The following is an 18,566-nucleotide window of genomic DNA, read 5'->3' on the forward strand; positions in this document are numbered from 1 at the left end:
GCAATTAATATTTTTGTTATGCAAGGTAAGAAGAAGGGTGCATCAACAAATGCTGATGCTGTAAGTTTTGAGAAAGTGACAGAGCGTAAGCTGAATAATACGAAGTTAATTTCTGGTCAGGTGAAGCCTGGTAATATTGAAAGCTTCTATGCAGATCCGGCCAAAGGGAAAGTGAAAGATATTGAGGTAAAAGAAGGGCAAGAGGTAGAAAAAGGTACGAAGTTATTCTCTTATGATAATGAAGAGATTAATCTTCAAATGAAGCAAGCTGAGCTTGATCAGAAGATGGCGGATATGCGTTACGATCAAGGGAAAAAGAAGATTGATTCGTTGAAGAAAGAAATTAAGAAGGCGAAAGATAGCGGAGCTGGGAAAGAAGTAACAGATCCGATGGACGAGCAAGTAAACGAGTTAGAGATAGGGCAAAAAACAATTGACCTTGAGAAAGAAAAAGGAAAGTTGCAGAAAGAAGAGTTAAGTAAGAAGCAGAAAGAACTTACGATTTATAGTAATTTCGCTGGTGTTGTTCAAAAGTTAGATAAAGATGCGGCACAAAGCTCATCTCAAGCGTTAGGTGGTCAAGGAAAAGCGTTTTTACAAGTAGCTTCTAAAGATCCATTCCAAGTTCAAGGTACGTTAACTGAGCTTCAGAAGTCACAAATTCAAAAGGATCAAACATTCACTGTAACGGCGAAAGCAAATAATAAGAAGAAGTGGACAGGTAAGATTACAGAGGTAAGCGAATTCCCAACGAGCGCAGAGATGGCGCAAGCTGGCGGCGTGGGTGAAGCAACTCAAAATATGTCCCAATATACATATAAAGCTAGTCTTGATAGTCAAGATGGTTTATCTCCAGGTTATCATGTTTCTCTGCAAGTAAACTTAGAGAATAAGAAGATGATTGCTGTCCCAAGTAAGAGCATTGTAGCAAAAGGCGATGATGCATTTGTTTATGTTGAGGATAAAGGTAAGCTTCGTAAACAAAATGTGAAAAAAGGTTCTACTGATGGGGACTGGACAGAGGTTGTAGAAGGCGTAACAGTGGGGCAAAAGGTGGTTAAAAATCCTTCCGACGATGTGTATGACGGAATGGAAGTGAAAGAGAAATGATTACGTTAAATAATATTGCTAAAACGTATTATCAAGGAAAGTTGGCAGTGCCGATTTTGCACGGTATTAGTTTAACGATTCAGAGCGGTGAGTTCGTTTCGATTATGGGACCGTCTGGCTCTGGTAAGTCGACGCTTATGAATATTATCGGTTGTTTAGATCGTCCAACAGAAGGCGAATATATGCTGAATGACGTGAATATCTTAACAGCAGACGAGTCAAAGCTTGCTTTAATTCGTAATGAATATATTGGCTTTGTATTCCAGCATTTTAATTTACTGCCTCGTCTTTCAGCAGTGGAAAATGTTGAGCTTCCGCTTGTATACGGTGGCGTGAAGAAAGCAGAGCGTCGCAAGCGTGCTTTGGAGGCGCTAGGTAAAGTTGGATTGGCAGATCGCGTGCATCATTTACCAAATGAGTTATCAGGTGGACAGAAGCAGCGTGTAGCGATTGCAAGAGCGATTGCAAATAATCCAACGTTTATTATGGCCGATGAACCGACTGGTGCACTTGATACGAAGTCTGGTGAGCAAGTTATGAATATTTTCACGAAGCTTAATGCAGAAGGTACGACGATTGTTATGGTTACGCATGAAGAGGAAGTGGCAGCGTATTCTTCCCGCCGCATTGTACTGCGAGACGGGAAAGTTACAGAAGATAGAAGGTGTGCGGTATGAGTTTACTAGATAGTATAAAAATTGCCTTATCTTCTATTTTAGCTCATAAACTGCGTTCAGCTCTTACGATGCTGGGTATTATTATCGGGGTAGGTTCGATTATTACTGTCGTTGCAATTGGGCAAGGCGGGGAAGCGATGTTGAAATCAAAATTCGCAGGTTCTGGTGGTAATAACCTTATGCCAATTCAATTTAAAGCAGATATTAATGATGAATTTGCTATAGGTGGATTTGAAATACCGAAGTTAACGGAAGAGGATATTTTGGAAGTAAAACAAGTGAAAGATGTTTCACACGTTATTACAACAAATTCGACAACAGAGACACTTGATGTAAATGATAAAAAAGCAAGGCTGAATGTTATTGGACTTGATAATGAATATTTTGCGGTTAATAAAGTAAAGGTTGTAAAGGGCCGCTCCTTAAATGAATCAGATATTTCTCACGCGAATAACGTTGTGATGATTAGCACAAAAACAGAGGAAACGTTATTTAAGGACGTAAACCCAGTTGGACAAATTATTGAGATGAAGGGACAGCCAATGCAAATTATTGGTGTGTATACATCAGATAATGAATTTATGGGATTTGAAATGGAAGAAGCGTTAATTCCTCTTACGTTATGGCCTGTTTTATATGGGACAGATGATATTCAAAATATCGCAATTCAAGCTAAAAATGTAGACAATTTAGAAGCAGCAGGGAAACGAGCTGTTGATGTATTAAATAGTCGTAAGCCAAGTGAAATCCCAGGTAAATATGAACTGGTGAATTTAAAAGAACTCCAAGAAAATGTTTCTAAAGTAACTAGCATCATGACGATGATTATCGGTGGTATCGCTGGTATTTCATTAGTCGTTGGTGGTATTGGTGTTATGAATATCATGCTCGTATCTGTAACGGAGCGTACGCGCGAAATTGGGATACGTAAAGCGCTTGGAGCAACGCGTAGTAAAATTTTATTACAGTTTTTAATTGAAGCTGTTATGTTAACACTTTTAGGTGGTTTAATCGGAATTGGTCTTGGGTATGGCGGAGCATATATCGTTTCTACATTCGCAAAATGGCCACCGCTCGTTTCGTGGGAAGTTGTCGTTGGAGGCGTACTGTTCTCGATGACACTCGGTATTATTTTCGGATTAATTCCAGCAAATAAAGCTGCGAAATTAGATCCAATTGAAGCATTGCGTTATGAGTAATTAATAGTGTAGTAGAACTACACATTACCGTTCTAGTGGGCGGTTCGTAGCCTCTATATGAGGAAGTGAACCGCCCGTTAGAACGGGTTATATAAATAGAAGGAGGCGTTATAATGGAAGCTAATATTAATACGCAAGATGTAGGTGCGAAGAAGCCATCATTATTAGGAATGATTACTTCTCCAAGTGAGCAGTTTGAGAGAATGAAGACGAGTAATGCAGTTTGGGGTGCATTTTGGCTACTTGTTTTAATAGCTGGGCTTGTTGGGGGATTTGCTGCTTATGTATATTCTCTAACACCTGAAGCAATTAAGCTTAATAAGGAATTAGGTGTTACTGTTTCAGCTGCAATGACATATGGTATGGGATTTGGGGTAATTGCTATTAGTATGGCATTTGTCTTTCTACTTAGTGCCGTGGTGTATAAAGTGTTAATGGTATTTATAAGCAATGATACTTCTTATAAAAAATTATTAGCGATTACTGTATATTCAAGTGTTATTTCATTACTAGGTTTATTAATAAATACGATTTTAGCATATATTTTAGGTGGATCAGGTCAAGAAATGTACACAGGCCTAGAGCCAATTTTTGCTTCAAGTAGTGGTGTTGTAAAAGGCATTGTAAGTAAATTTGAAGTGTTTACAATTTGGGGATATGCAGTTACATGGCTAGGTCTTCAAATTACAGCAGGTTTAACTAAAAAGCAGGCAACAATTATTACTATTGTTTTCTTTGTTTTAACTCTTGGAATGGGCGCTTTACAAGGTATGTTCCAATAAGGAAATAAAATAGAAAGGTGACTCTTTAAAGGAGTCACCTTTTTTTATTTTTACCCCTATTTCAAATACCACCAACAAAATTTCAAATACTAGCTGGTGTAATTTCAAATTCCGTCGGTAGTATTTGAAATTACTCACAGTGAAATCTTTTCTTTATTTTTATATTGTGAAGGTACCGCGGAATACTAGAAAGGTATACCTTTTAGAAACGGGTACTGTGTGAAGCCAGCGACTTTTAAAGAGGCAGTTGTTTTGTATGAAGGGATGATTGTAAATCAAATAAAGAAATTAGGTATTCGTAAAGATTATGAAGAGTATTATCAATGTGGTTTAATTGGTCTTTGGTATGCGTATGAAAGGTATGATGCAGAGAAAGGGAGTTTTCCCGCATATGCAGTTGTAACGGTGCGAGGTTATATATTAGAGAGATTGAAGAAAGAGTTCGCAGTGCAGGAGAGGTGTGTATGTGTAGGAGAGTATGAGGATATCTTTCATTTTGAAGATGTTGAAATAAGAGTGAAGGATTTTATGAGTGTGTTAGACGAGAAGGAGAAGTATATTATTTTTGAACGTTTCTTTGTAGGGAAGACGATGGGAGAAATCGCTTTAGAGACGGAAATGACATATTATCAAGTAAGATGGATGTATCGGCAAGCAATCGAGAAAATGCGGGATAGTGTAAAAGGATAAAAATAGAAAATAGAATGGAAGGTAAGGAAATACTACCTTCCATTCTATTTGTTATTAAGGTGATGAATCTTGCATGTTCATTTGGGATAATACATATCCAGCTTTCCATAATTGCTGGCTTAACTTATGGGGACTAATTTGTATCGTTACGGTAGCTCCATTTGAAAAATGAATTTTAGCTTGTTTAGCTTTTTTGAAAAACTCTATTGTATGAACATGTTTGAAGAAAAGCCAAATGCAATTTGGAGAAGCAGGAGATTCTGTTGGGAAAGCACAAATATATTCTCTATGATTGATCGGAATAGGAACGTTTTGTTTGAATTTAAATTTTGTTTTTACGGCATTACGTCTCCCTTGATAAGTAGAATGAATATTTGTTAGACAAGATTTCTGTATAAGTTGGAGAGCAGTTTGACAGGAGTAAAGATGGTTCCCGCTACTGTCGATAATTTTTGTGCGGTAATAAGGGTGTTTACATGGTTCAAGCATCATTGTAGAACTAGAAATAAAAATGTTGTTTTCATTATCCATAATTCTATATCCTCCCTTATAATTTTTATTCCGAATATAATTATATATAAATTAAGTAAATTTACTGTTAATATTCTATTTCATATTGTAAATTTTGTCTATTCGTTTACAATCAATAGGTGATAGTCTTTCTAATTTGCATCGCTTGTACATATATATGAAAATAGAAAAGAGTAGGCGGTGATATAGTATGAAGAAAAAGTATATTATTATGGCTTTAGTTGTCGTTCTCCTAGTATATTTAGCAAACAGTAATCCGAGTAAGGGAGAATATACAGAATGGGCAGCGAAGCAGTTTATGAAGCGTAATGATGTGAGTAAGAAGCTAGATGAAGTTCAAAAAGAGAATGAAGAGGGTCTCCTTGGCGACTTGGCATCGGCCGGTAAAAAGTTAGCGAAAAAGTATGTTGAGCCACAAGTTGGGTTATTAATTGATCATTATACGAAGCGAAATGATTATATATTCTTCTCAACATATACGACTGAGTTTGATATAGGTGAAGAACATTATAAGTACGTATGCGTCGGTTTCTCAAAGATTTTTATTCCGATTGAAATGCCGAAGAAAAAAGACGAATCTGCAAAATGATGCAGATTCGTCTTTTTAATTTTATAGAGTAATGGGAACTTCAGATACATTTTTTTCTACAAGGCGAGCTCCCTTTTTTCGTGTATTTTCATCAATGGATGAAAATACAGATGAGGCAAGGATTGTATCCATTACTTGATTTACGACTTGTGCATCGATTGGTGTGATGGGCGTATCGATAGAAAAAACGACTGTTTTTCCATCTTCTTTCGCGAAAATCAACTCTAGTACTTGCATGTGTTATTCCCTCCTTTGTATTTATCAAGCTATTTACGGGATTCGGGTCTGCCGGTTAAATTGTGATCTAATAATCAGCGGGGATGAATAAAATCCCCACTAATCCGAGTTTTACTTTATAGTTTAGAAAGATCTGATGTGCTTACAAGTTGCACAGCGTGAAGTGGTGATGCTTGTAAGGAAGCTAGAGCATGAGCTACGTTGTGTACTTGATCTAAGCTCGCGTTTGTTTTAACACGTTTAAATTGTTTGCTCTTGAAAACTGTTTTACCGTTCTTATCTAATCCGTTGTTTAAGACAAGACGTAAAGTTAAATCCATTACGATTGTTTCAATTGCCATGTGTATCACCTCCTTTCACTTTATAAATAGGGTACAAATGTCATGTTTTGGCGTGAAATTTTTTCTTTTTTTTGGTACCCTTAAAAGATTAAGAGAGGAGAATTCTGGATAATGAATCGTAAATGGTTATTTTGGATTCCTGTATTACTATGGATGGGGCTGATTTTCTATTCTTCGGCACAACCATATAAAAAGCAGGATATGCGTTCAGATATTGAACAATATGTAAATGTTGAATTTGTGAAAGAGCATTTTTCATGGGTATCTATTGATTATGGTGGAGGAACCCCTGTTAGTATTGCGAATAAAGGGGTAGGCGGATTTATTGAGTTTTTCCTTCGTAAAGGTGCTCATTTTATGGTGTTCTTTATGCTAGGTTCATTGATTTATTACGCTTTTCATCGATCAGGTCATTCGAGGAAAAGATGTTTTATATATGCCCTTCTTTTCGTTGCCGGTTATGCAACATTTGATGAAATTCACCAATGGTATACGGGAGACCGTACACCAATGTGGCAAGATTCATTGCTTGATACGTGCGGTGGGTTAACGGGGATTATAATAAGTAATTGGTTTTGGAATAGAAAAAAGCGCTAATCTCATTTCGAGATTAGCGCTTTTTTTGCGGGTAGTAAAACTCTACGTGATTGGCCTAATTAAAGTTTCACTTTATCCCGCATTAACGGGCAGTAAGATCCCCACCTCAAAATTCAGTGAAAGTAAAAAAGTTAGGTGGGGGGCGGGCTGCCTGTAAAAGCCAGATTGGTGAGGGCTGATAATCAGTTGGAGATGAACAAAACCCCCACTAATTAAAGTTTCACTTTATACACCAAGTAATTCTTTTAGTTCGTCTGTTGATAGTTCAGTCATCCAACTATCGCTTGTGATGACAGCATTGTTTAGAGATTGTTTTCTTTCTAGCATTTCATCAATTTTTTCTTCTAATGTTCCTGTTGTAATGAGTTTGTGAACATGAACAAATCGTTTTTGACCAATGCGATATGCGCGGTCTGTTGCTTGATTTTCCACAGCTGGATTCCACCAACGATCGTAGTGAATGACATGGTTGGCAGCGGTTAAGTTTAATCCTGTTCCGCCAGCTTTTAAGGATAAGATGAAAATGTCATACGTTCCGTTTTGGAACTCCTCAATCATCTTGTCGCGATCTTTTTTCGGTACACTACCGTTTAAGAAGAGGACACGCTGGCCGAATTTTTCTTCTAGCACACGTTTTAGCATGTTCCCCATGCCGATATATTGAGTGAAGATGAGGCAACTTTCATTTTGATCTTTTATATTTTCTATGAGCTCCATTAACGTTTTTGTTTTCATAGAGCGTTCAACGACATTTTGTGGCTCTTCTTCTTTTAAATAAAGAGCTGGATGATTACAAATTTGTTTTAGCTTGTTCAGCATAAGTAATATAAAGCCGCGTCTTTCAATTCCACTTAATCCTTCGACATTTTGCAGTGTATCTTGAACAAGTTGTTCATATAAGGAAGCTTGTTCACCAGTAAGAGGACAGTAAGCTTTTTGTTCTTGTTTATCTGGTAAATTTAATGCGACTGTTTGATCTTTCTTCGTTCGGCGCAGTAAAAATGGTGAGATAAACCGTTGAACTTGCTGGATTTTTCCTTCATCACGATCTTTTTCAATCGGTGTGACGAAGCGGCGCTGGAATTGCCCTAAGCTTCCGAGATATCCATGATTAATAAAGTCGAAAATGGACCAAAGTTCAGCGAGGCGATTTTCCATCGGTGTACCAGTTAAAGCAATTTTGTGATTTGCTTGCAAGTTTCGTACTGCTTTCGACTGTTTCGTATGTGGGTTCTTAATATTTTGTGCTTCATCCAAAATAACAGCATCCCAGCATAATGAAGTTAGTTCTTCCTCATCGAGTTGAGCCAATGCATAAGATGTTAATACAACATCTGCTGATTGAAGGAAATCTTCAAAAGAATTGCCCTTATCTCTATTACTTCCATAATGTAATTGAACACGTAAATTCGGTGCGAAACGCTCAAATTCTTTTTGCCAATTTCCAAGAACAGATGTCGGCGCTACGATTAATGCAGGGCCTGTTTTGAGATTGTTTTCTTTTATATATAGTAAGTAAGAGATTGTTTGAATACTTTTCCCGAGTCCCATATCGTCAGCTAGCAATGCTCCAAATCCAAGTTTTCGTAAATATAATAACCATTCAATGCCGTGTTGTTGATACGGGCGAAGTGTTGCGTTTAGTGAAGTAGGGACATCCACTTTTGGAATATCTCCAATATGAAGCAGCTTTTGGAATAGTTCCTCATAATATCCATCTAGTTCGATTTCAATATCAGTAAACGGACTATCATCTTCTACAATTTCTGTTTCAGCCGTATTTGATAAATGTTGCTGCAGGACATCTTTCATCTCTAGTCCGTATTTATCGGCACGGTTCATGAGTTTCCTTACTTCTTCGATAAAGGCTGGATCTAGTCGCATCCATTGACCATTTATATTAAATAGACGTTTATTTTGTTCAACGAGTTCGAAAAATTCGCTTTCTGATAAATCAATGCCGTTTGTCGAAATGCGCCAATCAAAATTAACGAGCGTATTCATACCGAAGAACGATTGTGTTTGTGCTGTATTTTGCTTCAGCTGGACACGTAATTTCGGTTTTGTTGCTTTTAAATTTTGCCACCATGATGGTAGTAAAATTGTAATACCGGCTGCAAGTAATTCATTGCTTGCTTCTGTTAAGAAGTTCCAAGCTTCTGTTTCAAAGAGCTCATTTCGGAACGTATCGCCTTCTTTTAACCACGGTATGAGTTTACTAAAACCTTCTTGTGTTTCTGTAATCCGTTCTTCGTAATCGTGCCATCTTTTCGGTAAGGAATCGATGTTTTCATATACATATATGCGATGCGCCCCGCGCTTTGGTGTCACAATTGTCTCAAGCTTCCACATTTCAAATTCTTCTTGTGGTTCTTGTAGTCTTAGTCCGATTGTAAACGGAAGATCATCTTCGATATAACCAATTTTCCGAAGCCAATCTTCTTCATGTAGTGCTGTTTCCAGTTGTCTTTTCGTAAAGTCGTAATGTTCATATAGTCTTTTAGCATCTTCCCAGCCGTCATTTGAGCGGTTGTCTTGTAATATGCTTTCATTTACTGCTGCTGAGAAAAGCGATGCTAATGTGTCATCTTCAATTGGTGTATTTTGAACTTTCCAAGATGGTTGTTTAGGCCAATGATTCATATCTGGTACGAAACTACCACTCGTAAAGGCATCCCATAGTTCATTTGCATCTTTCGTAAGTGCTGTAATCGTGCCGTTTATTTGAATATGTGCAAAGGAATTCATCGGTTTGTTTGCAATGTATTCAAAGGCTTGTGCATTTGTTAGCAGCACACCTTGTTTTCCTTCGAAGGTTGCTTCTTTTAGAAACGTACCGTAGAAAGAAGTGGAGTGCCATGTGAATGCATTTCGTTTCCAACTTGTTACGGATAATGGAGTACCGCTGTCATCTTCTCCCCAAAGGAACCAACCTTGACTAACATGCTGGAGCCTAATTGTTACTTCAGTTTGATTGATCATCGATTAATTTTCCTTTCCGTAATTCCTCTTGTAGTGCACGCAGACGTGAATGGAGATTGGCGATGTGAATAATGAAAGCATCCCATTCATCGGTGCGTTTTAATCGTTTATATAATGTACGTAATTTCTTTAAGTAACGAACTGCACGTTTATATGATTTACGATTTCGTTCTTCAATCGCCTCTACAGCAGCAAGATGGTAAAGAGGAAGTGCCACTTCTGGCGCTTCTTTTTCAATATCTTTCAGTGGCTCTTTCAACAGTTCAATTGCCTCAAATCCATATAAGAGATGAAGCTCTGCCCATGTGCGATACTGTTTTTTCGCGAGTACGTACTGTTCGTAGTTTGTGAAGCTATACGGTAATAGTTCTTGTAAAATCATTTCAAAACCAGCTTGTTCATTTGTATGTGTTGCGTATGTTTCATACATGATTACAAATAGCCGAACGATATCTTTTATGAAAATCGTATTTTCGTGATCTTGGATCGTTTTCTTTACTTGTTTATACGTAAAGGAAAGCCAGTTTTTTGCACGATCCCATTGCATGGCACTTAATAGTTCTTCTAACCAATAGAAGTATAGACTCACAACAGAAGCAGGTTGTTTCTTTAGTAAGTCCATCGCTAGTAAATCTTCATCATTTAAAAAGAGAAGATGAGAAGACGCTAATGCTTTGGATAGTGGATTGATTTTCGTATCGATTCGTTTTTCTTCCTCTTGTATGTTCTCTTTATTGTTTAAAAGTTCACTCCATATGTGACGATAAATGAAAAATCGCTCTTGCGTATAAGCATCGGTAGAGAAGAATACTTCATGAACGAGACGAGCTGTTTCTTGCAAAATTATTTCAGACTCTGAAGGAATCGCTTCTGATTGTAAGTCCCGAACGATGGATTCCACTTTATCTACAAATAGGCGAATGACATTAACAGGTTGGTGATAAGAATACGTTTTGTTTGTTTCGAATGCCTGAATTTCTTCTAATAATTTTTGAAAGCAGTAAAGTGCTGCATGTAACCTGAATAATTCATGTATGGCGATGACGCGCGGAGCTTTCCGCTCAAGCTTCGTATAGAAATCTGTAAAGATACTCATAAGAAAATACATTTGTTTATAAGTAAGGCGAGCTTGTTCTTTTTTAAATGATTCATATTCTTTTTCAAAATATGATTCCCAACTTTTATAATCCGTTTCTTCAAAAGCTGATGATTGCAATACTTGTCTTGCAGTTCTAATAGGAGGAAGGGAAGGTTTCGTATTATTTTTAAATAAAGTTAATACATCTCCTACTTGCCCGAAACTAGACGCTGCAGATAGTAATACAGCGAGCATATGCTCACATTGTGTTGGTGCGAAGCAATCACAATAACTTTCAGCGACATTACGAATCGGAATATGAACGCTATATACGTTGCCTTCCGCATCTACAGTTCCTGATAGTGTATAACCATCAAAGTCAACGTTGTAGACAACACCACTACGATATAGGTGCCGAGCTGTAGCGACATGTTCCTGATCAGCTGTTTGCTGTGGATCTAGTCCTTGAACGAACTCATTCGCAATCATCATAATTTCATCTTTCGTAATTGAGTGTTGCAGCATAATATTCCTCCGTACACATATTTCTTTCCTTTACCATTATAAACAAAAAATGCTCAAAACAGAAAAAATGAAATTTGGATTACATAACTTGAAAATCATGGTAATATATAAAATGTTAATTTCATATATGAATATATACGTATAGGAGGAGAAATAATTTGTCAGATTTACAGACGAAGTTAGGTAGTGGAATGAATAAGTTACAAGAAGGAATAGAACAAGGGAAAATGAAGTTGCAAGTTGCACAAGAAATTGCTCAATTGAAAAAGGGAAAGCAAGTGCAAATGCAGAAAAAAGCAGAGGTTCTATTAGAGGTTGGGCAGCAAGTGTATGTTCAATTAAGAGGAAGTGGAGTAAATGAAGCGAGCTTAAAAGAAATGATTGCTCCAGTTCAAGAATTTGATGTAGCTATTTATCAAGCAAGAAAGCGCATTGTTGAATTGCAAAAACAACAAGGTGAAAAAGCTACATGTGAATGTGGTGGACCTTTATCAATAAATGATAAGTTTTGTGGTTCGTGTGGAAAACCTAACCCGATGTTAGCAGTAGAAAATGAAGGTGAAACGGTAAATTGTATTTCATGTAATGAGCATATCGATAAAAACTCTACTTACTGTCCAGTTTGTGGAATTAAGCAAAGTGGGGAGTGAATTAAATGTATTGTCGCACATGTGGAAAACAACATGGTGAAGAAGTAAATTATTGCCCAAATGAAGGTAGTATGGAGATTGCAGGAGCTATAGATGCAGTAACATTAGAAAAAGATACTGCAAAATACTGCAAAGGTTGTGGCAGTGAAAATGCTCAAAAAAATTTATATTGTCAAAAGTGTGGGTATTCTTTATCTGTTGTGAAGAAAAAAGAACAATCTGTAAAATTGCCTACAATGGATGGTGCTCCTAAAGTTGAATTTAAAGCAGATAAAGCCGTTTTACAAAAAGGTTTTATTGGTGGGGCTGTTGCAAGTATTCTCATGTTAATTGCTGGTTGGATTGGTAGTTTATTATTTGCTTCTATGTTAAGTGAGATGTTTAGCAAATTTGCAAAAGAATTAGAAATGTTGCCAAGTTTTTATTCGAGTGCAACTTCTACGATGTTAAGTTACCATTTACTTGGTTTTACAGCTAACGATGATAGTGGATTGATATTTTCTTTATCTTGGCATACTCCATTTACATTATTATTAATCATTCCATTTATTATTTTCGCTGGTACAGGAATTTGGTTAGGGAAACAGCATGTTGCGAAAACGATTAAAGATCAAATCTTTATGGCAGCAACAGTTGGTATTATTTATGGCGTCTTTTTATTCATTATAAGTTTTATAGCATCACAATCTTTTGCAATTCCATTCTCAGAAGCAGGTAAGATTACGGTTGGCTATTCAGCGATTAAGAGTTTATTGAGTGGTTTTGTATGTGGGACATTATTTACCTTATTAGGATTTATTGCTCATACAAGTAAAAACAATATGGCAGTAGCATTTCAAGAGTTAATGCCATATGGAGCGTCTGTGTATTACGGTGTTTCAGCTATGATAAAAGGACTTTTAGTAACAGCGGTAGCGGTTTGTATTATGGCGTTAGTAAGTAAGGAAGACGGTATTGAACCATTAAAAGAAATAACAACTTTAAAATCTGAAAGTACATTATTAGCATTAGAGTTAACACCTCAATTATGGAGTATGGCTCATTTTGCGCCGTTAGAAGTATCAAGTCCAGCACTTAGTAAAGAATTCACTAGAATTGGTAAGAAATCAAATACATATGAGAGCACGCTATCGTTTTCATTTATATCAGGCGTCTCTGTAAATGGCGTAGAGCTTAGGGAGATATTGATTTCAAAAGGAGCAAATGAGGAAAGCCTTGCAGAATTTGATAAAGTGAATAATGTATTCCATTATGGTTTATTACTGCTTATTATTCCATTGTTCTTTATGTTTAGAGCGGGAAGAAAGTTAGCTAAATTACCGACCGCCAATATATATATTACATTAGCGGTATGTAGTGGTTCTTACACAATTATGATGATTGTAATGAATATGATTTCTAAGTTCCAAATTAATGTTTCAGGAACGGTAACAGGTTTATTTGGAACAAGTGGAACGGTATTATCTATGCAAAATTCATTTATATATTTAACTTTGTTTAGCTTGATTGTGACATATGTAGCGGCATTTGCTGGAATGAAATTAGCTAAAAAATAGGAGGAGAGCACGTTGAAGTTTTGTGGAACATGTAAAAAGAATGTTGCAGACCATTTGAACTTTTGTCCTGAGTGTGGGAGTAAAGTAGAAGTAATCGTTGATAACACTGCTGCTTCATATACAGAATTACAAAGCGAGACAAAACCAGTGAAAAGTAAGAAAAATTTATTTTTGATCATTGGTTTTGCTGCTATTGCTGCATTATTATTTGGGGCATATAAATTTGGAGCATATAAGTTTTCAAAAGAAAAGCAAGTAAATGTAATGATTGAAGCATTCCAAAAGAAAGATATTAATGCAATTGATGAGTTTGTAAAAGCGAATGATTCAAGCTTAAAGATTAAGACAGAGGATATTAAAGCGTACATGCGTTATTTAAAAGAGAATCCTTCTTACAACAAACAATTACTGTCTTATTTACAGAAAGAGACAGTAGATCAAAAGTTAACTAAAGATAAATCTTCATTTAAGGACGGGGAAATAGTAGAAGAGGGAAAAGAGTGGTTCTTATATCCAAAGTATAAGTTTAGCATGAAATCTTATTATATGAGCATTAGTACAACTGCAAAAAATGCAGAGATATATGTGAATGACAAAAAAGAAACAGAGCTTTCTAGTGATAAAACTTCGAAAGAGTTGGGGCCATACTTCCCAGGTACATATGTTGTAAAGGCAACGGCGAAGACAGAACTGACTGAATTAGAAACAGAGAAAGAAGTAGATCTAGCGGATGAACAGAGCGAGAAGGTGAAAGTGGATTTATCGCTTGAAGGCAAGTATGTAAGCATTTCTTCTGATGAAAGTGATGCAACTGTATTTGTGAACGGGAAAAAACGTGGAAAATTAAATTATGGAAGTTATAAGCTTGGTCCTGTATCCACAGATGAAACAGTAGAAGTACATTTAGAGAAAACTACTGATTTTGGTGTGATGAAATCTGAAAGTGTTAAAATTGGAGACCAAAGCACGTATTACTTAAAATTCCCGAAAGAAACATCAAGTTCAGCGGTGGGCGAATTTGTAAGAAATCATATTTATGATAACGTACGTGCAATTTCATTAAATGATTTTAGTTTAATTGAAAATAATTATGATAAGAGCGGGAAATCGTATAAGGAAGACCGTGATTATATACAGTATTTACACAAAAAAGGAATTACAGAAGACTTATTAACGATGGAAGTTCGTAATGTAGAGCGTCAAAGTGATACGAAATATAAAGTAACGACATATGAAGAGTATCATATTCGTTACGGTGATGGATCTGTGAAGTTCAAAAGTTTTAATAACGAACATATTGTAACTGTGAATGGAAATGGAAAGATGCTGTATCATTCTCTTGGTGCAAATAATACGTTGAAATCAGAAGATGTATCTGGTCCAACTCGTTAATATGAGAGAAGCTGTTCAATATTTGAACAGCTTCTTTTTTGTAGCTAAATCGATATTTCGTGTCAAACCGTTGATATATTTTTTTACAATTATGAGTGCGTTTCCTTTAGTATCGCTTGTACATATGGATCATGTAATATTTGCTCTATAATTGGTAACATGTTTTGTTCAAATGGAATGTCGATAGGAAATGGCTTTTGAGAGCCTGGTTTTATTCCATATTGCACAATTTTGTAATGTGTATTGTTTTCAGACTTGAGCACAATTAACTTATAGCGGTTATCATCGCCAGTGAGTGAAAAATCAATAGAAGTAGCGTTATATGTCACTTCATCTTTATATATGTACGGTTTTGGCGTACCAATCCAGTCTACTTTTGCTTGTACATTCATGGGCATAGCCTCCTTATATGTATTATAAATAAAAGCCAGCTCTCAATAAAGAGAACCGGCTTGTAATTTAGCAGTCATTGGTTATTTTAAAATTTTCACTTTAACAGTTTTGCGTCCCCATTTTTGAGCAGCGCTATCTGATCCAAGTAAGATATCGATACGGTTACCTTTAATTGCACCACCAGTATCTCCAGCGATAGCTTCTCCGTAACCTTCTACCCATACTTTAGATCCTAATGGGATTACTTTCGGGTCAACAGCGATCATTTTCATGTTTGGATTCGCAGTTAAATCATGACCCATTGCAGTTAATACACGGCCGCCATATGTGCCACCGTTTTCGCTCGGGTGAGCTGTATATGCTGTAGCTACAACTGTTAACTCACGACCACCAGATGGTTCGCTAGTTTCAGCAGCTTTCACAGCAGGCTTAGCAGCTGGTTTTGCTTGTGCTACAGGTGTTTGAGCCTTAGCTGGTGCTTCAGCTTTAGCAGGAGCCGTTGTTTCTTGTTTCTCAATTACAGGTGCTGTACCTGTTAAGAAAGGAACATGAACATAAGCTGTTTTCCCGTTATATTCAAATTGTAACCACTCATTTTGTACTTGGTTCGTTGTTTCGATTACATCGTCTTTCTTCAACTTTCCAAGAACCTCTGAGTTTGTGTTCGCTTCAGCACGTACGTTTAATACGTTAGCTGTTACGTAGTAGATGCTTTTTGTGAACTCTGCACTTACGAATGCGTCTTTACCGTCTAAAGTAACTTTTGACCATCCGTTCTCTGTATTTTGTACATCTATTTTATTACCGTTTAGTAATTTACCGACAACTTTTGATTCCGTAGTAGGGTTTTCGCGTACGTTTAGTACATCTGTTGTTACAACAGTTTCTGCATTAGCAGATGATGTGAAAATCCCAAGACCAAAAACTGCTGCTGTTGCTATACCAATTAATTTTTTCATGATAGCCTCCATTGCGTTTGTTTTCGTGTCCTCATTATAGCAACAGATTTTTTCGGATTTGGGGAAAACACACAATTACAAACCATTCGTAATAAGTCGTTAATATCCTGTAATATAACAAAAAATATAAGAAAGCGTTTTTCATTCTATATGAATCATAGGTTTCTAGTTATATTCAAAATATTTAATACAACATGTTTTTTTCGACGTAAATAAAAATGTTACAGTAATGTTACATGATGTTTACTAAACGATTACATTCCTTGAGTATTTTACCGTTTTATGGGTAATATAGTTATATAAACATAAACATTTTGTTTGTGAAGCTATAAACACGTGCTATATACTAGCAAAAAAACCGCATAATTGTTACAAAACGAAAGGGTTGCAAGGAAGAAATTTGCCCTTTTTTACATATGTAACACATCCTTTTTTAGGAAAATACATTCCTATCCGCGTTTTTCTCACACAATTTGACAGCAGTATTTCTAGCTTGTAGCTCTTGCAGAGTGAAAAGGTTATACGAAAGGTAAGGCTGTCCATAAGAATTCGAATTGGTGAAGGTGAAAGTAAGAAAATCACCGCAAAATTATAGTTTTCTATCCGATTTTACATATCGGAATTTATGTTATTTACAAAAGCGAAACCTACGAAGGGGGATTTGATGAGGAAACTGACAAAAACATTCATCGTTTCATTAACATTATGTATTGCATTTACAATTTGGGGGATTATTCCCGAATCTATTATTGGAAAAGGTAGTTTAGGAAATGTAACAACCGCAATTCAAACTGCATTAGTTAGTAAGTTCGGCTGGTTTTATATTATTTCCGTTTCTATTATTTTAGGTGTGTCTATCTTTTTAATTGTTTCGAAATACGGTTCTATTCGTTTAGGTAAAGATGATGACGAACCTGATTATAGTTATATGACATGGTTTGCTATGCTATTTAGTGCTGGTATGGGTATCGGGTTAGTTTTCTGGGGCGTTGCCGAACCATTAAACCATTTATACGCACCTCCGTTTGGAGAAGGTGCAACTGAGGAAAGTGCGCGTCTTGCACTGCGTTTTTCATTTTTCCATTGGGGATTACATCCTTGGGGACTATATGCGTTTGTAGCGTTATGTATTGCTTACTTTACCTTTAGAAAAGGAAAAGCAAGTACGATTAGTGCGACAGTAGGTCCGTTATTTAAGGGCGGGGAACACGGGCGTATTGCTCATTCATTTGATGTGTTAGCTGTTTTTGCAACTGTGTTTGGTGTTGCAACGTCATTAGGTCTCGGTGCAAAACAAATTGCAGGTGGTGTTAGCTATTTAACATCTATCCCAAATTCATTAACGACACAGTTAGTTATTATTGCAATCGTAACAGTATTATTTATGTTATCTGCGCAAACAGGTCTTGATAAAGGAATTAAATATTTAAGTAATACGAACATTATTTTTGCGTTTGCACTTATGATTATTGTATTATTTGCGGGTCCAACAAACTTTATTATGAATTACTTCACTTCAACAATCGGTTCTTACATTCAGGAATTACCAAGCATGAGCTTCCGTTTAAGTCCATTAGACGAAGGTGGAAACCAATGGATTCAATCGTGGACAATTTTCTATTGGGCATGGTGGATTGCGTGGTCACCATTCGTAGGTACGTTTATTGCTCGTGTTTCACGAGGCCGTACAATTCGTGAGTTTGTTATCGGTGTGTTACTCGTACCGACCGTAATTGGTGCACTGTGGTTCTCCGTTTTCGGCGGAACAGGTATTCATATGGAGCTGTTTGGTGATGCACATATCTTCGAAAAAGTGAAAGAGATGGGAACAGAAGTAGGATTATTCGCTATGTTCGATCAGATGGGCAGCTTTGGATCAGCTTTATCAGTTTTAGGTATTTTACTTATTGCAACATTCTTTATTACATCTGCAGACTCTGCAACATTCGTTTTAGGGATGTTAACGACACATGGTAGTTTAAACCCACCAAATCGTATTAAAATGATTTGGGGTATCGTTCTAGCCGCGATAGCTTCTACGCTATTATATATTGGCGGATTAGAAGCATTACAAACGGCAGCTATCATTGCAGCATTCCCGTTCGTCTTTGTTATTTTCTTTATGATGGCAGCATTATTTAAAGAGTTACAAAAAGAAGGACGTATGAAGCGTCATTATTAATAGAAGGAAAAGAGCTGATTTCATATCAGCTCTTTTTTTATCCCTCTATTTGCTGAGCAGTAAGAACCCCACCTCAAAATTCAGCAAAAGCAAATA

General features: G+C 36.5%; 18 protein-coding genes. 11 read left to right on the forward strand and 7 right to left on the reverse strand.

What is annotated here, in order from left to right; translation table 11 throughout:
• From ACQGSG_RS05155 to ACQGSG_RS05175, 5 genes are all read left to right on the forward strand, one after another.
• A partial coding sequence (locus tag ACQGSG_RS05155; protein ID WP_426947049.1) for an efflux RND transporter periplasmic adaptor subunit occupies positions 1 to 1,110 on the forward strand: 1,110 nt, incomplete at its 5' end.
• Positions 1,107 to 1,787, forward strand: a complete 681-nt coding sequence (locus ACQGSG_RS05160; RefSeq protein WP_000631626.1) for an ABC transporter ATP-binding protein — start codon at positions 1,107 to 1,109, stop codon at positions 1,785 to 1,787. The genes ACQGSG_RS05155 and ACQGSG_RS05160, both read left to right, overlap by 4 nt.
• Positions 1,784 to 2,986 (forward strand): ABC transporter permease, encoded by a 1,203-nt coding sequence (locus ACQGSG_RS05165; RefSeq protein WP_000054354.1) that lies wholly within the window; start codon positions 1,784 to 1,786, stop codon positions 2,984 to 2,986. The genes ACQGSG_RS05160 and ACQGSG_RS05165 overlap by 4 nt, the downstream gene beginning before the upstream one ends.
• A 113-nt stretch (positions 2,987 to 3,099) precedes the next feature.
• Positions 3,100 to 3,768, forward strand: coding sequence for a Yip1 family protein (locus ACQGSG_RS05170; protein WP_044584993.1), 669 nt, complete (start codon positions 3,100 to 3,102; stop codon positions 3,766 to 3,768).
• A gap of 219 nt (positions 3,769 to 3,987) precedes the next feature.
• Complete coding sequence (locus ACQGSG_RS05175; RefSeq protein WP_002197020.1) at positions 3,988 to 4,458, forward strand: sigma-70 family RNA polymerase sigma factor; 471 nt, start codon at positions 3,988 to 3,990, stop codon at positions 4,456 to 4,458.
• A 54-nt stretch (positions 4,459 to 4,512) separates the two neighbouring features.
• Here the strand turns inward: ACQGSG_RS05175 and ACQGSG_RS05180 are convergent, their stop codons facing one another.
• Positions 4,513 to 4,989, reverse strand: a complete 477-nt coding sequence (locus ACQGSG_RS05180) for a competence protein ComK (protein WP_000368309.1) — start codon at positions 4,987 to 4,989, stop codon at positions 4,513 to 4,515.
• A gap of 190 nt (positions 4,990 to 5,179) precedes the next feature.
• Between ACQGSG_RS05180 and ACQGSG_RS05185 the strand changes: the two genes are divergently transcribed.
• The gene (locus ACQGSG_RS05185; protein ID WP_000731405.1) at positions 5,180 to 5,578 is read left to right on the forward strand and encodes a DUF4359 domain-containing protein; all 399 of its coding nucleotides are present in this window, start codon (positions 5,180 to 5,182) and stop codon (positions 5,576 to 5,578) included.
• A gap of 21 nt (positions 5,579 to 5,599) precedes the next feature.
• On the opposite strand, the gene ACQGSG_RS05190 is transcribed toward ACQGSG_RS05185, so the two are convergent.
• Together ACQGSG_RS05190 and ACQGSG_RS05195 are read right to left on the reverse strand one after the other, a co-directional pair.
• Entirely contained in the window at positions 5,600 to 5,815 is a 216-nt protein-coding gene (locus ACQGSG_RS05190) for a DUF2922 domain-containing protein (RefSeq protein ID WP_001197593.1), read from the reverse strand.
• 116 nt (positions 5,816 to 5,931) lie between these two features.
• On the reverse strand, positions 5,932 to 6,156 hold the full coding sequence (locus ACQGSG_RS05195; RefSeq protein ID WP_000963861.1) for a DUF1659 domain-containing protein: 225 nt from the start codon (positions 6,154 to 6,156) through the stop codon (positions 5,932 to 5,934).
• Positions 6,157 to 6,267: 111 nt separating this feature from the next.
• Here ACQGSG_RS05195 and ACQGSG_RS05200 point away from each other — a divergent pair, with 111 nt between their 5' ends.
• Positions 6,268 to 6,753 (forward strand): VanZ family protein, encoded by a 486-nt coding sequence (locus ACQGSG_RS05200; RefSeq protein ID WP_001080707.1) that lies wholly within the window; start codon positions 6,268 to 6,270, stop codon positions 6,751 to 6,753.
• A gap of 225 nt (positions 6,754 to 6,978) precedes the next feature.
• On the opposite strand, the gene ACQGSG_RS05205 is transcribed toward ACQGSG_RS05200, so the two are convergent.
• Both ACQGSG_RS05205 and ACQGSG_RS05210 read right to left on the reverse strand, forming a co-directional pair.
• Positions 6,979 to 9,735 (reverse strand): DEAD/DEAH box helicase, encoded by a 2,757-nt coding sequence (locus ACQGSG_RS05205; RefSeq protein WP_000610111.1) that lies wholly within the window; start codon positions 9,733 to 9,735, stop codon positions 6,979 to 6,981.
• The gene (locus tag ACQGSG_RS05210) at positions 9,719 to 11,338 is read right to left on the reverse strand and encodes an SWIM zinc finger family protein (RefSeq protein ID WP_065702818.1); all 1,620 of its coding nucleotides are present in this window, start codon (positions 11,336 to 11,338) and stop codon (positions 9,719 to 9,721) included. The genes ACQGSG_RS05205 and ACQGSG_RS05210 overlap by 17 nt, the downstream gene beginning before the upstream one ends.
• 158 nt (positions 11,339 to 11,496) lie before the next feature.
• Here ACQGSG_RS05210 and ACQGSG_RS05215 point away from each other — a divergent pair, with 158 nt between their 5' ends.
• From ACQGSG_RS05215 to ACQGSG_RS05225, 3 genes are read left to right on the forward strand one after another with little or no spacing between them, the layout of a single operon-like run.
• The gene (locus ACQGSG_RS05215; protein WP_098605283.1) at positions 11,497 to 11,988 is read left to right on the forward strand and encodes a zinc ribbon domain-containing protein; all 492 of its coding nucleotides are present in this window, start codon (positions 11,497 to 11,499) and stop codon (positions 11,986 to 11,988) included.
• A 5-nt stretch (positions 11,989 to 11,993) separates the two neighbouring features.
• The gene (locus ACQGSG_RS05220) at positions 11,994 to 13,544 is read left to right on the forward strand and encodes a zinc ribbon domain-containing protein (RefSeq protein WP_000271640.1); all 1,551 of its coding nucleotides are present in this window, start codon (positions 11,994 to 11,996) and stop codon (positions 13,542 to 13,544) included.
• 12 nt (positions 13,545 to 13,556) lie between these two features.
• Positions 13,557 to 14,936, forward strand: a complete 1,380-nt coding sequence (locus ACQGSG_RS05225; RefSeq protein ID WP_098207475.1) for a zinc ribbon domain-containing protein — start codon at positions 13,557 to 13,559, stop codon at positions 14,934 to 14,936.
• Between the two features lie 89 nt (positions 14,937 to 15,025).
• On the opposite strand, the gene ACQGSG_RS05230 is transcribed toward ACQGSG_RS05225, so the two are convergent.
• Positions 15,026 to 15,328, reverse strand: coding sequence for a DUF3910 family protein (locus ACQGSG_RS05230; RefSeq protein WP_001102546.1), 303 nt, complete (start codon positions 15,326 to 15,328; stop codon positions 15,026 to 15,028).
• Between the two features lie 81 nt (positions 15,329 to 15,409).
• Complete coding sequence (locus ACQGSG_RS05235) at positions 15,410 to 16,288, reverse strand: cell wall-binding protein EntA (protein ID WP_000733346.1); 879 nt, start codon at positions 16,286 to 16,288, stop codon at positions 15,410 to 15,412.
• 664 nt (positions 16,289 to 16,952) lie between these two features.
• Here ACQGSG_RS05235 and opuD point away from each other — a divergent pair.
• Positions 16,953 to 18,470 carry a glycine betaine transporter OpuD gene (opuD, locus tag ACQGSG_RS05240; protein WP_001230118.1) on the forward strand — a complete coding sequence of 506 codons (1,518 nt, stop codon included), beginning with the start codon at positions 16,953 to 16,955 and terminating at the stop codon, positions 18,468 to 18,470.
• The last annotated feature ends 96 nt before the right edge of the window (positions 18,471 to 18,566 follow it).

It is taken from the genome of Bacillus sp. GMa5/1 (genome assembly GCF_050172015.1).
Classification (GTDB): Bacteria; Bacillota; Bacilli; order Bacillales; family Bacillaceae_G; genus Bacillus_A; species Bacillus_A cereus.

Coding starts and splice junctions, on each gene's coding strand:
- ACQGSG_RS05185 (WP_000731405.1), top strand. CDS start 5,180: ATGAAGAAAAAGTATATTATTATGGCTTTAGTTGTCGTTCTCCTAGTA.
- ACQGSG_RS05210 (WP_065702818.1), bottom strand. CDS start 11,338: ATGCTGCAACACTCAATTACGAAAGATGAAATTATGATGATTGCGAAT.
- ACQGSG_RS05165 (WP_000054354.1), top strand. CDS start 1,784: ATGAGTTTACTAGATAGTATAAAAATTGCCTTATCTTCTATTTTAGCT.
- ACQGSG_RS05170 (WP_044584993.1), top strand. CDS start 3,100: ATGGAAGCTAATATTAATACGCAAGATGTAGGTGCGAAGAAGCCATCA.
- ACQGSG_RS05205 (WP_000610111.1), bottom strand. CDS start 9,735: ATGATCAATCAAACTGAAGTAACAATTAGGCTCCAGCATGTTAGTCAA.
- ACQGSG_RS05220 (WP_000271640.1), top strand. CDS start 11,994: ATGTATTGTCGCACATGTGGAAAACAACATGGTGAAGAAGTAAATTAT.
- opuD (WP_001230118.1), top strand. CDS start 16,953: ATGAGGAAACTGACAAAAACATTCATCGTTTCATTAACATTATGTATT.
- ACQGSG_RS05200 (WP_001080707.1), top strand. CDS start 6,268: ATGAATCGTAAATGGTTATTTTGGATTCCTGTATTACTATGGATGGGG.
- ACQGSG_RS05160 (WP_000631626.1), top strand. CDS start 1,107: ATGATTACGTTAAATAATATTGCTAAAACGTATTATCAAGGAAAGTTG.
- ACQGSG_RS05190 (WP_001197593.1), bottom strand. CDS start 5,815: ATGCAAGTACTAGAGTTGATTTTCGCGAAAGAAGATGGAAAAACAGTC.
- ACQGSG_RS05235 (WP_000733346.1), bottom strand. CDS start 16,288: ATGAAAAAATTAATTGGTATAGCAACAGCAGCAGTTTTTGGTCTTGGG.
- ACQGSG_RS05230 (WP_001102546.1), bottom strand. CDS start 15,328: ATGAATGTACAAGCAAAAGTAGACTGGATTGGTACGCCAAAACCGTAC.
- ACQGSG_RS05195 (WP_000963861.1), bottom strand. CDS start 6,156: ATGGCAATTGAAACAATCGTAATGGATTTAACTTTACGTCTTGTCTTA.
- ACQGSG_RS05180 (WP_000368309.1), bottom strand. CDS start 4,989: ATGGATAATGAAAACAACATTTTTATTTCTAGTTCTACAATGATGCTT.